Genomic DNA, 13,661 nt, shown 5'->3' with positions numbered 1-13,661 from the left:
GTCTGCCGCACAAGAGCTGCGGGCTCGGATCGGCTCGAGAAGTCCGGGCCAGGCACGGCTACCGGTTTCATTAGATCGGCTCGACCCCGTAATCGGTCTTGTGGGCGTCGATGTAGTCGACGATCACTTGAGTTTGCGGTCGAGCTCCGCTGCCGCGAAAAACGCCGACGCCGTCTTCAGGATCTCGTTGGCACGGCGCAGCTCTCGGTTCTCGCGTTCGAGTTCAGCGATCCGTTTCGCCTCGTCCGTCGTGGTGCCCGGACGGACACCACCGTCGATCTCTTCCCTGACGAACCCAGGTGCGCAGGGCCTCGGGATGGATGCCCAACTGCTCGGCGATCCGCTTGATCGCTCCTGTTTTCGATCCTGGATCGCGGCGTGCCTCGACTGCCAGCCGCGTCGCTCGTTCCTTCAGCTCCTCCGGGTACTTTCGCGGTGCTCCCATGGATCTCATCCTTCCGTGTGATGAGACCCTCCAACAGACCCGGTACGCGACACGACGATGCTCTTGGTCTCGGGATCGGCGGGCTTGCAGATCAGCACCTTCGCGCCCAGCGTGCCGCGGAAACCCTGACAGTCCTGGATCAGCTCCGACCTGCGGTGTCGCCATCGTCCAACCGCGCCTTCGCCGTCCCAGACCAGCACCCGAGGCACCGCCCCGAGTGGGTCGATCAGCTGCCACCAGCCCGCGAACAGGTCCTCGGCACGACATGCGCTAGGCAGCCATCTTCGCCTCTCCTGCCGACATCCCTGAACTGCAAGGCATAGGAGCGTCGAACGGCCTGCTGCGCCAGTACTTCCCGAAGGGAAGCGATCTGTCCAGGTGGTCCGCGCAGGACCTCGAGGCCGTCGCCCTTGCGATCAACAACAGGCCACGCAAGATCCTCGACTGGCGGACCCCGGCCGAAGTATTCGCCGAACAGCTACGCTCACTCCAGTAGTCCGGTATTGCATCGACCGGTTGAACTCGCCCAATACACGTCAAAGGAATTCGCCGCCCTCTGCGACCGTTTCGGTGTCACCCAGTCGATGGGCATGGTCGGCACGAGCGCCGACAACAGCCTCGCCAAATCGTTCAATGCCGCCCTCAGACGAGAAGTCCTCCAGAACGCGAACGTCTGGCCCGACGAGGCCACATGCCGGCGCCAGGTATTCCACTGGGTCACCCGCTACAACACCCGACGGCGTCATTCCTGGTGCGGACACCGGTCCCGAACACCTACGAGACCCTCTACACCGCTACGCTGGCATCCGCCGCGTAATCCACCACCCGTGTCCACAATCCGGGGTAAGGCCCAGTCATTGGGCAAGGACGTTTCCTGTCGCCCCGTCCCCTGGCGCCAGGCGCGATTTTCTTTGTCCTACGTGCCCCCGTCTGTCCCTGCGACCGGGGCACCTCATTATCTCGTGCCGGTTGTCAGTACCGTCCCCATCTCTGCTACCGAAGACCTGGTCGTCGGATTCGGCAGTTGTCCATCAGAAATCGTGTTGGTCGGTGTCGCTCTCGACGGGCGCTCGATCCGCTCAGACAGTCCGCAGGTATGCGTCAGCGGATGGAGGAGCCGATGCCGATGCCGCCGTCGACGTCGAGGACCACGCCGGTGATGTAGCGGGCCTCGGGGGAACAGAGGAAGGTGGCGGCCGCCGCGATGTCGTCGGGGTGACCGGTGTGGCGCATGGGGACCTTCCCGATCAGCTTGTCCCGGGCCGGGCCGTTCATCGAGGCCAGCATCGGCGTGTCGATCAGTCCGGGGGCAATCGCGTTGGCGGTGACCCCGTGGCGGGCGCCTTCGAGGGCAAAGCCCCGGGTGAAGCCGACGACGCCAGCCTTGGCGGCGACGTAGTTCGCCTGCCCGAAGTTGCCGCGCCAGCTCATCGAGGAAAACGACAACACGCGGCCGTACTGCTGCTCGCGCATGTGGGCGAAGGCGGCCTGGGTGCAGTAGAACGCGCCGTTAAGGCTCACCGCGATCACCGCGTCCCAGTCCTGGGCGGTGATGTTCTCGATGCGGTTGTCGCGGATGATGCCGGCGTTATTGACCAGCACGTCGATCCGACCCGCGCTGGCCGCCACCCCATCGATCCAGGCCGCGGCGGCAGCCTGGTCGGTGACGTCGACCTGATGGAAGGCGTGTCCGTCGCCGGGAAGGCCGGCGAGGGTCTCGGCGGCCGCGTCGGCGTTGAGGTCGGCGAAGTGCACGCTCGCACCCTCTGCGGCGAAGCGGTGCACCATGGCGCGGCCCAGTCCCTGCGCACCTCCGGTGAGCAGGACGGTCTGGCCGGTGTAGCGGTCGGTCATCGGGTTGCCTTTCGGGTCTTGTCCAGGAAGTCACGCAGCGCCCGGGGGACGTCGTTGTCCACCCAGTTCCGGTCGAAGGCGTCCAATTCACGGTCCCGGTCCGCGATGCCGAGTGGTCTGTTCGCGCCGGTGAGCATGTGTTTGTAGCCCGCCCGGGCGGCGGCCGGCACCACGGTGAGGGTGGCGACGAGTGCCTGCAACGCCTCGTCGAGCTCGGGTGGGGGCGCGACCGTGTGCAGCCAGGTGCCGAAGGCAGGGTGTTCGGCGGGCAGGAACTCGCCGGTCAGCGCCAGACGCGTGGCGGTCGGACGTCCGAGATCGCGCACCATCCGCACGCTGGCGCCCCCACCGGCGAGCAGGCTGTGGCGGACATGGCCGTCCCCGATCAGGGTGCCAGTGGCGGCCAGGACCAGGTCGCACGCTAGCGCGAGCTCAAGACCGCCCGCGATGGCGTGGCCGTGCAGTACCGCGACAAAGGTCACGGGGCTGCGTTCCATGGCCAGCGTGAGATCCCAGATCGCGGTCAGGTGCTCGCGGGGGGTGTGGCCCTGCATCGCGTCGTAGCCGCTGAGCAGCGCCAGGTCGGCGCCGGCACAGAAACTGGGGCCGGCACCGCGGAGCACCACCACCTCGACACCGCCGGTCTCGGCGGCCGTCACGGCCTGCCCCAGCTGTGCAACGAGGGTGCGGTCGAGGGCGTTGCGGGTCTGCGGACGGTTGAGGGTCCAGGTCTCCACACCGCCGGCCCGGGTGATCAACAGTTCGCTCATCGGATTCTCTCGTTGCCGGCCGGGGAGCGCAGCGCGACGCGCTGGATCTTCCCGCTGGGGGTCTTGGGGAGCGCGTCGACGAAGGTGACCAGGCGGGGGAAGGCGTGCGCGCCGTAGCGGGTGCGCACCCAGGTGCGCAGGTCGTCGGCGAGCGCGTCGGGGTCCTCGGGGGTGGTGGCCGGGACGATGTAGGCGTGGATGACCTCGCCGCGGACCTCGTCGGGGGTCGCGACCACGGCGCACTCGGCGACCGACGGATGGGCCACCAGCACGCTCTCGATGTCGAAGGGGCCGATGCGGTATCCGGCCATGAGGATGACGTCGTCATCGCGTGAGGAGAAGTGGATCACCCCGTCCTCGTCGACGGAGGCGAGGTCGCCGGTCAGGTAGTAGCTACCGGACGCGGTAAATCGCGTCCCGCGCAGATCCCGCGTGGCGCCGTATCCGGTGAAGGTGAACAGTGGGCTCGCAGCCACATCGATCGCCAGCCGGCCGACCTGCCCGGTCGGTGCCGGCTCGTCCGAGTCGGCTCGCAGGACCAGCACGGCCCAGCCGGGAAAGGCGGTGCCCATCGCGCGCGGGACGATGCTGCGTTCGAGGTCCGGGTGGTGGGCGAACCCGGCGGGCATGCCGAGTTCGGTCTGACCGAAGTGGTCGTGCACGTCCAGGCCGAAGCGCTCGCGTGTCCACTGTCCGACCTCGGGGGTCAGGGGCTCGCCGGCGCTGGAGATGCGCTGCAATGCCGGCAGGTCGACACCCGGATCGCTGGCCCGCAGTGCTCGCAGGGCGGTCGGAGCGGCGGCGAAGTCGGTCACGGCGAGCTCGGCCAGGATCCGCCACGTCTGTTCGGGCTTGAAGGTGCCGGTGGCGATGATGCTAGGCACCCCGGCGGCTAGGGGCCCGATGATCGCGGTGTAGAGGCCGTAGGCCCAGCCGGGGTCGGCTGCGCACCAGTAGCTGTGCCCGGCGGCGAGCCCGAGTTCGATGTAGGCCTGCCAGCCGGCGGCGTAGGCCAGCGGGTGCACCACGACCTTGGGCTTGCCGGTGGTGCCCGAGGTCGCCATCTGCACGATCGGGATTTCGCCGCCGCTCACGGGAGTCGGCGCGGTCCACTCGGGCCCCGATTCAAGTGCGTCGCCGAAGCCGGCCCCCGCGGCGGGGTCGCGATCGAGGACCACCTGCACCGGCACCTGCCGCACCTTCGGATGCTGCTGCACGTCGGTGACCACCAACATTACCCCGGCGTCAGCGATGCGATCGGCGATGGCATCGGCAGCAAACGCGGTGAACAGGGGCACGTAGACGGCGCCCAGGCGCCAGATCCCCAGGATCAGCGCGGGCAGGTCGGGCCCCTTGCCCATCAGGCTCGCGACCCGATCCCCCTGCCCGACGCCCCGTTCGGCGAGGAAACGGGCGGCGCGGCGCGAGCGAATGGCCAACTCCCCGTATGTAATCTCGGTGACACCGAGGTCGGCGTCCACGAAACGGAACGCCACCTTCTCCACCGGGTGACGGTCACATACGAGCCACGGCGCCGAGGCGGTGTCCGCCCGGTACTCGGCGACGATGCGCTCGACCACGTGATCGGGGGATTCAGTCACAGGCCCGTTCTCGGGGTTCACGATGGGCATGGTCCAACTCCTTGAAAGTACAAGTAGATCATTCTTCGTATCGAATGAGTACGATTGAAGACAATATCGTACTCACACTGTTAGCGTGTGGGCATCTGCCTCCACATGAGGATCGAGGCAACCGAGAAAGGACCACCGGATGCAGGAAATCCGAATCGAGCTCGACGTTCCCGTACCGATGCGGGACGGCACGGTGCAGTACGCAGACGTCTACCGCCCCGCCGCGGAGGGGAAGTACCCCGTCCTGCTCACGCGGCAGCCCTACGGCAAGTCCGTGACCACGTTCCTCGACCCCAAGAAGCTGGTCCCCGCCGGCTATGTGGTGATCAACCAGGACGTCCGCGGCCGATTCGGCTCCGAGGGTGAGTGGATCCCGTGGAAACACGAGCGGGAGGACGGCTACGACACCGTGGAGTGGGCTGCCTCCCTCCCCTACAGCACCGGCAAGGTCGGCATGTTCGGAACGAGCTACTTCGGGAGCACCCAGTGGAGCGCGGCCATCGCGCAGGCCCCGAGTCTTCGGACCATCGTTCCCGAGATCACATGGAGCGATCCGGAAGACGGCCTGATGTTCCGAGGCGGCGCTATCGAGCTCGGCCTGAACGTCTACTGGGCGTTCGGGCAAGGACTCGGTCAGATCATGTCCTCGGCGCTCGACCCGCGCGAGAAGATGGCCCGCTTCGGCGCCGCGGTGTCCGCAGTGGAGTCGATGGCCAGCGACACCTATTGGCAGCTTCCCTCGGGGGCTCTACCCGCTCTCGAGGCCCTGGGCCAGCCCGATATCGGAGTCACCCGCGCACTGGCCGACCCAGCCACCATGGACGAAGCGCGCGTGTCCAACCGGTTCGATAACATATCGATTCCCACTCTCAACTTCGGTGGCTGGTACGACGTGTTCCTGCAAGGCACCTTGGACAACCACGTAGGTATGCGCTCGCGCGGTCAGACGTCCCGGCTGATTGTGGGCCCCTGGGGTCACCGCACGATAACCAACCCCGCCGAAGGCATGATCGGTGAGGTCAACTTCGGCTTCGGTTCGATGGGTGTCAACGGCAGGCAGATAGTCGACCTCCATCGAGAGTGGTACGACCACTGGTTGAAGGACCTGCCGGCGACCGAGGCTCACAAGTCAGGAGTCCTGCTGTTCGTGATGGGTGCCAACGAGTGGCGGGCGGAGGAGGAATGGCCACTCGCACGGGCGCAGGACACTGCTCTGCACCTGAGCTCCGGCGGGGCTCTGGACTGGGATGCCCCCTCCGACGAGACAGCGGAATCCGGGTTCACCTACGACCCGGCCGATCCCGTGATGACGCGCGGCGGCAATCTCGTGATGGCGCCCGAGTTCCAACCCGGGCCCTTTAATCAGCGGGACGTCGAAGCCCGCGATGACGTGCTCGTGTTCAGCACCGAACCACTCGTCGAGGACCTGGAAATCACCGGACGCGTCCGCGCGACCCTCTACGCCTCCACCGACGGCCCGTCCACCGACTGGGTGGTGCGGCTGTGCGAGGTGGATTCGAAGGGGATCTCACGCAACATCGTCGACGGCATCACCCGTGTGCACACCCAGCCCGGGCGCATCGACGAGGTCGAGGTGGACCTGTGGTCGACCTCGATCCTCATCAAGGCCGGTCATCGTCTCCGCGTGCACGTCACCTCCAGCAGCTTTCCCCGCTGGGACCGCAACCTCAACACCGGCGAACCCGTGACCGAAGCAACACAGATGCGGGTGGCCAACAACCGGATCTACCACGACGCCAGCCGTCCGTCCCGGATCATCCTCCCGGTCGTCAAGGACTGACCAGAACACAGCGACAAGAACACCTGACGGTGCGACAGCCCCCCGGGCCCTCGCACCGTCAGTCATTCGTCGCGGATCGCCAAACCGTGGACCAACAACTCGCCCAGCTCGGTGAAGGCATCACCGGCATTCAATCCGGACGCTTCCAGAACCTGGCCCGACTGCACGCCGTCCATCAGATGCCCCACCGTCAATCCCGCCAGCGCCGCATTCGCGGGCCGGAACACTCCCTCGCGGACACCGTCCTCGATCATCGACTGCACCCGGCGGGTCGCTGCCTGAGAATTCATCCGGTAGATCTCCGCGGTCGGCGGATGGCTGACCATGTCCATGTAGAACGCCGGCGAATTGCGGCGCATTGCGGTACCGACCCCGGAGAGGTACACCAAGATCCGGCCGGCAATGTCGCTCTCCTTGGCCACCTTCAACTCGATCTCCGTCGTCGAATGTGCGAAGAAGTGCCGCACCACCGCCTGATTGATCTTCTCGCGAGTCGGCGCGACGTTGTACAACGTCGACTTCGAGCAACTCAACCGCTTACACAACTCGTCGGTCGTCAGATTGCTGAAGCCCTCCGCCAGGAAAATGTTCTCGAGCTCGGCGAGCAGCTCCTTGCGCACGATCTCGATTCGCCTCGAGCGCCGGCGCGCCTCAGGCGTAGCAGTGGTGGGGTGGGAGGACACCTCCTTAGGTTCTCACACCCCCCTTGCCGGACCTGCAAAGCCACAGCTGCGGTCTCTACGGTGCCCTCCTGAAAGCGTTGCAGTGGCCGGCCCAGGACCGGCCGGCAGGATCGGCGTGTCCGCGATGGTCGGCTGTCGTCCCCCGATGAACCTGACATCAGCCGGTTGCGGCCGAGGCTTGCGCGACCCCTGTATCGCGGCGTGGTGCTCTGGCAACGATGCGCACCTATCTCGAGCGGATGAACTCGGTGCCCGCCGAAATCGAAGAAGGCGCGCGGCCCGCCCGTCTGTTGGCTGCATTGGGACCGAAGATGATTGAGCTCTCCAGGGAACTCGCCAACAGTGCGCACCCCTACCTGGCGACACCCGAGCAGACAGCGGCGACCCGGACGATCCTCGGTCCGGCGAAGTGGGTGGTGTCCGAACAAGCAGTGGCAATCGGAGGAACAGCGGAAGATCAACTCCGCCGAGCACACGCTCACGTCGGCGCCTACCTACTACTCGAGAATTATCGGAAATCATGGATGCGCCAGGGCTTCGACGAGTCCGACCTGGTGCCCGGCGGATCCGACCGGTTGGTCCGCGCACTGGTCGGCATGGGAAATGCCGAGCAGGCTGCCACTTCGATCACCGCACACCGCGATGCCGGTGCCGATCACGTCGTCGTACAGATCATCAGCGACGGACCGGCCTCGGATCCACGGCCGGCATTGCGAGAACTCGCCACCGCACTGCACTTCTGAGACCAGGTCCTTATCGACCTGTCGAAGACCACGGTCTCCGCGATACCGCGGTGTGCTCGCGGCGCGGCCAGGAAGCACCGAGATGATCATCGATATTGTGAATATCCGTTGTGCACTTCCGTGTTGGGACTGTGCGCCGGGCGAGAGCCCGTCGGCTACTGTTAGTCATGCGAATCGGCATAGAGTGGGTCGGGGAGTCGTTGCGGACGGTCGACCGTGCTCCATTCCATTTCGACACCCGGACCTGCGAATATCGTCGCAGGCAAGTACACACTCGCGGTGATGCCACGGACCGGACCGACATTGACGGTCGAACGCAGACGTATCTGCAAGCCGTGACGCAGGGCTACCCGTCCCACCACATACAATCCCATGTGTCGGGTGGCATGCGCATCGGTCTCGGCGCCTTCACTCAGTCGCTGGTTCATGCGTTCGAGTTCCACCGGAGGAATCCCGATTCCTCGGTCGACGATCTCGAGCAGCCATCCATGATCGACTGCCGGGGATACCACGAACGCGACTGTGGTGTTGGGGTCCGAGGCACGCAAGGCGTTGTCGAGAAGTTCGGTGAGCAGATGGATCAGGTCATCGACTGCACCGCCGATCAGTTTCAACGGTGGCACCCCACCGATCCGCACTCGCTCGTAGTTCTCCACCTGGGACACCGAGGCTCGCATGATGTCCTCGAGAGGAGTGTCGGCCCGCGATGACCGTCGATTACGTGTGCCGGCCAGCACCAGCAGGGATTCGCCGGTCCTACGCATGCGCGCGGCCAGGTGATCCAATTCGAACAGATTCTGCAGCCGTCGCGGATCGCGCTCGTGGAATTCGAGAGCTTCGATCAGGGCGAGCTGCCGGTCGACGAGGGATCGATTTCGACGAGCGAGGGTTTCGAGCATGGTCGTAATCTGACGGCGCAACGTGGCCTGTTCTGCTGCGAGAACGAGCGCTTGCGTGTTGACACCGTCGACGGCACGAGCGACTTGACCGATTTCCTCAGTGGTGTCGATATCGATGGGGGCGAGAGTAACGGCGGTGGGGTCGGTGTCGGCGCGGATCGCAGCGACAGCAGCAGGTAGGTCGTGGTAAGCCGTCCGGGTCGTGTCGTCGCGTAACCGACGCAAGGATGAGACGAGTAGTCCTGCCAGCGCGGCTGTGATCGCGATGGCGGAAACGACAGCAATCACGACGATAACGGCAGTGCGGACGGCGGCACTCTGCGTCGCGTTGCTTTGGGCGTTGAGTTCGGTGACGATGCGGTCGACGGTGGCGTCAAACAACTGTTCGGCCGCGTTCGCTCCGGCCAGCACCGCCGCGGACAGTTCCGGCGCCCGTGCCGCGGGGTCCGTCGACCCCAGCAGCAAAGCATGTCGTCGGTTGGCCGCCGCTCGCCATTCCGCGAGCAGCTGCTGATCGTCGGCGGTGCCGCTCAACGCCGTGAGCGCAGCCCGTTCAGAGGCGAATGCGGTCTCGAGCATCGTATGGGCCACGTCCGAGTCCGCGACGGACTGGGTGAAGACCGCAGCCTGGCCGATCGCCATATGACGGGCTTGCCACAGGTCCAACAGGCGACCCGCCTCACGGACCGCAATCGCATTCTCGGTCTGACCGATGAGGGACCGAATCGTATGCTGGGCCAACAGATCGAAGTTCTGGACCTGCTCAACCCGCGTCGGTAGAGGAATATTCGACAATGCGGCAGTGCGAGTCAACTCTTGACCATCTGCCAGCATTCGAACAAAGCCCTCGGCGATTGCGGGGTCGAGATCCCGGCGTTGCGAAAAAGCCTTGACCGGCTCCGTGTAGTCCCCGAGTATGCTGTCGTGCTCGTCAACTGCGAACCCGAACTCGTCGGCGCCGACCGTTGCCCCGACGCTGGTGATGTACCTCATGATCGCGGGCAGAGCCGAAATCTGTTCGGCAAGCGCCGCCGTTTCGGATGCATGTTGCACATCATTCGCGACCTGTACGCCTCCGAATCCGCACAGCATCAGTAGAGGTACCGCCAGAATTACTGCAGCCTTGGTACGAATTCCCCAGTCGCGGGGGTGAGTACGCTGCGGGTCGACCGAAATCATCGCAAAATCGCGTCTTTCCGTGTAGTGGAGGCCAGTGCACCCGCCTGCGCCGGAATCGATTAACAGCCGACTCATTCACAGCAGGCACATGCCGGAGACCATGACGAGCACAGTGCCAGGGCCTCAGATCTTGGTTGCTCCGTGATCGACGGTGCGGTGTGATCCGGTGATCGTCGGGGAGTCGTCACTGGCGAGAATGAGGACCGCGTCGGCGATATCTTGGGGTTCCAAGATCGGTGGATCGAACAGATACTGCCCCATCGCCGCGGACTTCACAAGACCCACAACACCGTGCTTGGCGGCACTGAAATGCGCTTGCGCAGGTAGAGGCTGATGCACAAACCGAATTGGTCGCGATCATCGATCCGCCGTGCCCGACAACGATTATCGACGGAACCCGCGGCACGCAGTGTATTGAAGACATCGGTCAGATTAATATCGATCACGTCGTTCCAGCGAGTCGTCATCATCTCCCAAAATCGACCCCACGAGACGATGCCCGCATCTACCACCACGATGTCGAACCGCCCCAACTCGGAGACTCCTTGTGCGACCAGTCTTTCAGCGCTTCGAGATCCCGGACGTCCTCAGTCGCGTGCATTGCCCATCTACCAAACCCTCAACCAGCGTGCAGGTCTCCTTCAGCTCCTCGGCGGCTGCCGCATAGTCGGTTTCGACAGGAGAGGCACACAGACCGCTCAGGATGAGATCGGCCCCTCCCGAGAGAATGCGGTGAATGGAGCACACTCCCGGGCCAGCTCGCGGCTACACGGTCGATGTTCCCCGTCTACTGTCCGACGCTCAGGACGTTGTCCCAGTGCACGTCGTCGACGAGCGCCGAGTCGACTTCCGAACGCTCGACCAGGCCGTCCAGCGCCTGGGCAGATGCATCGGCTACGTCAACGGCAGCGAGCCCTCCCCCATGCTTTCCGATGGTGTCCGCGCCAGTGCCACAACGACTGCGTCCCTCATGGTGCTCCTTACCCCTCCGTCGATAAGCGAACAGCAGAGCATATTAGCTAAATGAGTTTACTATATGATGGAACGTCGGATTGTCAACCGGACCCGCCGAACCCGAACAGGACGTGGGTCGCTCGCGTGGTCGTCGACTGGTTGGTCGCTCGCACACGCGTGAACTGCTCCTCCCCGGTCGCCCGACAGTGCACCGCGAAATGCGGCGACCCGCAGCGGTGAGCGGGTCTATCGGGCCGGGGTGGCGCAGTGGAAAGCGCAGCAGGCCGCCAAGCGCCCGAAAACCGCGAAGCTGGTGGACAACGACAGGTTGCGGGAGTACGTGCAAGAACGGCTCTGCGGTGCGGTCCGCCGACCCGACGGCACCGTCGCCCCGGGCCCTGACACGCCCGCGTGGAAAGGACTGAACAAACCGCGCCGGCAGGACCGGCGGTGGGCGACGGCGTGGAGCCGAAGAGCAGATCTCGCATCGACTCGAGCTCGATTTCCCGGAGGATGAGTCCATGCGTATCAGCCACGAGGCGATCTACCAGTCGTTGTACATCGAGGGCAGGGGCGCGCTGAAGCGGGAGCTGGTCGCGTGCCTGCGCACCGGCCGGGCATTGCGGGTGCCCCGAGCTCGGTCGCGGAACAAGCCACAGGGGCATGTCACCGAGGACGTGGTGATCAGTGAGCGTCCAGCCGAGGCCGAAGACCGTGCTGTTCCAGGCCATTGGGAAGGCGACTTGATCATCGGCACCGGCCGGTCCGCGATCGGCACGCTGGTCGAACGCCGGAGCCGCTCCACGATTCTCGTGCACTTGCCTCGATTGGAAGGCTGGGGAGAGAAGCCGCCTGTGAAGAACGGCCCTTCCCTCGGGGGCTACGGCGCCGCCGCGATGAACACCGCGCTGACGACCTCGATAGCCGCGCTTCCCGAGCAGCTTCGCAAGACCCTGACCTGGGACCGCGGGAAGGAACTGTCCGCTCATGCCCAGTTCGCTCTCGACACCGGTACGAGGGTGTTCTTCGCCGACCCGCACTCACCCTGGCAACGACCGACGAACGAGAACACGAACGTCCTACTGCGCCAGTACTTCCCGAAGGGAACCGATCTGTCCCGCTGGACGGCCGAGGACCTCGAAGCCGTCGTCCTAGCCCGGGGCTTTCACGGAAATTCGACCTCAACCCGTGTCACACAGAAAGAAAGGTGCTCCGACCTGCGATAATTCGACTTGTCTAAGGTTGAACAATCGCGTGAGCCAGGAGCACCCTTCAGGTGAGCAAGTCTACGTCCCCCTACCCACACCTGTCCGCATCGGGTACCGGAACCGGCGTCGTGTCCCATGCCGGCGCTGTCCTGCTGCTGCGCACCGCCGAGAAAACCGGCCTCACCACAGCATTGACGACCGAACTCGCTCAGTTCCGGAAACCGTTGGCACGCCACGATCCTGGCAAGATCCTCCTCGACCTCGCGCTCTCCCTGGCGATCGGCGGGGACTGCCTCGCCGACATCAACCAACTACGCGCCCACCCCGAACTGTTCGGCCAGGTGGCCTCCGACCCGACTGTCTCCCGCCTGATCACCACCCTCGCCGGTGATGCCGACACCGCTCTCGCCGCGATCGGACGGGCCCGCGCTACCGCCCGCGCCCACGCCTGGACCGCCGCCGGGTCGGTGGCACCCGATCACGCCATCGACGAGCACACACCGCTGGTCATCGACATCGATGCCACCCTCGTCACCGCGCACTCGGACAAGGAATCTGCTGCCCCGAACTTCAAACGCGGCTTCGGGTTTCATCCGCTGTGTGCGTTCGTCGACCACGGTGAGCACGGCACCGGTGAACCCGTCGCGATGCTGCTGCGCCCGGGCAATGCCGGTTCGAACACCGCCGCCGATCACGTCACTGTCGTGCAGGGCGCCCTGGCGCAGTTGCCGTTCGACCCGGGATATCGGGTCGGGAAGAAGGTGCTGGTCCGGATCGATGGTGCCGGTGGCACCCACTCCTTGATCGAGTATCTGACCAAGCGCAGGCTCTCGTATTCGGTGGGATTCGGGTTGACCGACGCCTATGCCGCCGCGATCGATCTGGTTCCCGAGCAGGCATGGACTCCGGCTTACGACTCGGACGGGCAGGTCCGGGACGGGGCCTGGGTCACCGAGATCACCGGGCTGCTCGACCTGTCGACGTGGCCGACCGGCATGCGCGTGATCGTCAGGAAGGAGAGACCGCATCCGGGTGCGCAGTTGCGGTTCACCGACCGTGACGGCCTGCGGTTGACGGCGTTCGTGACCAACACCCGCCGCGGGCAACTCCCCGATCTGGAGTTGCGGCACCGCCGTCGGGCTCGGTGCGAGGACCGGATCCGGACAGCGAAAGCAACCGGGCTGCAGAATCTTCCGCTGCACGGGTTCGATCAGAACCGGATCTGGCTCGCGCTCGTGCAACTGGCATGCGAGTTGACCGCGTGGATGCAGATGCTGGCATTCACCGAGGTCCCGGCGCGGCGGTGGGAGCCGAAACGGCTGCGGCTGCGGGTGCTGTCGATCGCCGGGAAGATCGCCCGCCATGCCCGTCAGGTTCGGCTGCGGCTGGCCGCGACGGCTCCCGGTGTCGATGTTCTCGTGGCCGGCCTGAACCGGCTCACCGCGCTACCTGCACCTGTGTGACCTGCACGAATCTTCATTTATCGAGTCGAAA

At 65.2% G+C, this 13,661-nt stretch carries 11 protein-coding genes, 4 pseudogenes and 1 other annotated feature; of the genes and pseudogenes, 6 read left to right on the top strand and 9 right to left on the bottom strand.

The genetic code is table 11. The annotated features are described in order from the left end of the window. Positions 1-44 precede the first annotated feature (44 nt). Positions 45-166 (bottom strand) — a sequence feature (AL1L pseudoknot). 57 nt (positions 167-223) lie between these two features. Then, the gene (locus GON09_RS27380) at positions 224-445 is read right to left on the bottom strand and encodes a transposase (RefSeq protein WP_213935080.1); all 222 of its coding nucleotides are present in this window, start codon (positions 443-445) and stop codon (positions 224-226) included. 53 nt (positions 446-498) lie between these two features. Next, positions 499-726, bottom strand: a pseudogene (locus GON09_RS27375) (IS21 family transposase); the annotation flags it as partial. 47 nt (positions 727-773) lie between these two features. Here GON09_RS27375 and GON09_RS27370 point away from each other — a divergent pair. Further along, positions 774-941: pseudogene (locus GON09_RS27370) on the top strand (transposase); the annotation flags it as partial. Between the two features lie 34 nt (positions 942-975). Further along, positions 976-1,262 (top strand): annotated as a pseudogene (locus GON09_RS28620) (integrase core domain-containing protein); the annotation flags it as partial. A 284-nt stretch (positions 1,263-1,546) separates the two neighbouring features. Here the strand turns inward: GON09_RS28620 and GON09_RS27360 are convergent. The 3 genes from GON09_RS27360 to GON09_RS27350 are packed head-to-tail and all read right to left on the bottom strand — an operon-like array spanning position 1,547 to position 4,700. Then, positions 1,547-2,299 (bottom strand): SDR family NAD(P)-dependent oxidoreductase, encoded by a 753-nt coding sequence (locus tag GON09_RS27360; protein WP_213935078.1) that lies wholly within the window; start codon positions 2,297-2,299, stop codon positions 1,547-1,549. After that, positions 2,296-3,069, bottom strand: coding sequence for an enoyl-CoA hydratase/isomerase family protein (locus tag GON09_RS27355; protein WP_213935077.1), 774 nt, complete (start codon positions 3,067-3,069; stop codon positions 2,296-2,298). Before GON09_RS27355 ends, GON09_RS27360 begins: the two co-directional genes overlap by 4 nt. Then, positions 3,066-4,700, bottom strand: coding sequence for an AMP-binding protein (locus tag GON09_RS27350; protein WP_213935076.1), 1,635 nt, complete (start codon positions 4,698-4,700; stop codon positions 3,066-3,068). The genes GON09_RS27355 and GON09_RS27350 overlap by 4 nt, the downstream gene beginning before the upstream one ends. Before the next feature lie 139 nt (positions 4,701-4,839). On the opposite strand from GON09_RS27350, the gene GON09_RS27345 reads away from it, so the two are divergent. Continuing rightward, positions 4,840-6,501 carry a CocE/NonD family hydrolase gene (locus GON09_RS27345; RefSeq protein WP_213935075.1) on the top strand — a complete coding sequence of 554 codons (1,662 nt, stop codon included), beginning with the start codon at positions 4,840-4,842 and terminating at the stop codon, positions 6,499-6,501. A gap of 62 nt (positions 6,502-6,563) precedes the next feature. Here the strand turns inward: GON09_RS27345 and GON09_RS27340 are convergent, their stop codons facing one another. Next, complete coding sequence (locus tag GON09_RS27340) at positions 6,564-7,121, bottom strand: TetR/AcrR family transcriptional regulator (protein ID WP_213935074.1); 558 nt, start codon at positions 7,119-7,121, stop codon at positions 6,564-6,566. 281 nt (positions 7,122-7,402) lie between these two features. Here GON09_RS27340 and GON09_RS27335 point away from each other — a divergent pair, with 281 nt between their 5' ends. Then, the gene (locus tag GON09_RS27335) at positions 7,403-7,927 is read left to right on the top strand and encodes a F420-dependent oxidoreductase (RefSeq protein WP_213935073.1); all 525 of its coding nucleotides are present in this window, start codon (positions 7,403-7,405) and stop codon (positions 7,925-7,927) included. Positions 7,928-8,088: 161 nt separating this feature from the next. Here the strand turns inward: GON09_RS27335 and GON09_RS27330 are convergent, their stop codons facing one another. The 3 genes from GON09_RS27330 to GON09_RS27320 all read right to left on the bottom strand — a co-directional run bounded on the left by GON09_RS27330 (position 8,089) and on the right by GON09_RS27320 (position 10,538). Continuing rightward, positions 8,089-10,005: a sensor histidine kinase gene (locus GON09_RS27330; RefSeq protein ID WP_213935072.1), complete on the bottom strand. Its 1,917-nt coding sequence runs from the start codon at positions 10,003-10,005 to the stop codon at positions 8,089-8,091. 123 nt (positions 10,006-10,128) lie between these two features. Next, positions 10,129-10,236 carry an SDR family oxidoreductase gene (locus tag GON09_RS27325; protein WP_213935071.1) on the bottom strand — a complete coding sequence of 36 codons (108 nt, stop codon included), beginning with the start codon at positions 10,234-10,236 and terminating at the stop codon, positions 10,129-10,131. A 41-nt stretch (positions 10,237-10,277) separates the two neighbouring features. Continuing rightward, a complete protein-coding gene (locus GON09_RS27320) occupies positions 10,278-10,538 on the bottom strand; it encodes a hypothetical protein (RefSeq protein ID WP_213935070.1) in 261 nt (86 codons plus the stop codon). A gap of 635 nt (positions 10,539-11,173) precedes the next feature. On the opposite strand from GON09_RS27320, the pseudogene GON09_RS27315 reads away from it, so the two are divergent. Further along, positions 11,174-12,185 (top strand): annotated as a pseudogene (locus GON09_RS27315) (IS30 family transposase); the annotation flags it as partial. A 50-nt stretch (positions 12,186-12,235) separates the two neighbouring features. Then, positions 12,236-13,630 (top strand): IS1380 family transposase, encoded by a 1,395-nt coding sequence (locus tag GON09_RS27310; protein ID WP_213934638.1) that lies wholly within the window; start codon positions 12,236-12,238, stop codon positions 13,628-13,630. Positions 13,631-13,661 lie beyond the last annotated feature (31 nt).

The organism is Rhodococcus sp. B50 (genome assembly GCF_013602415.1).
GTDB lineage: Bacteria > Actinomycetota > Actinomycetes > Mycobacteriales > Mycobacteriaceae > Rhodococcus.
Note: the sequence above shows the minus strand (reverse complement) of the source record. Positions and strands in the feature narration are given on the sequence as shown.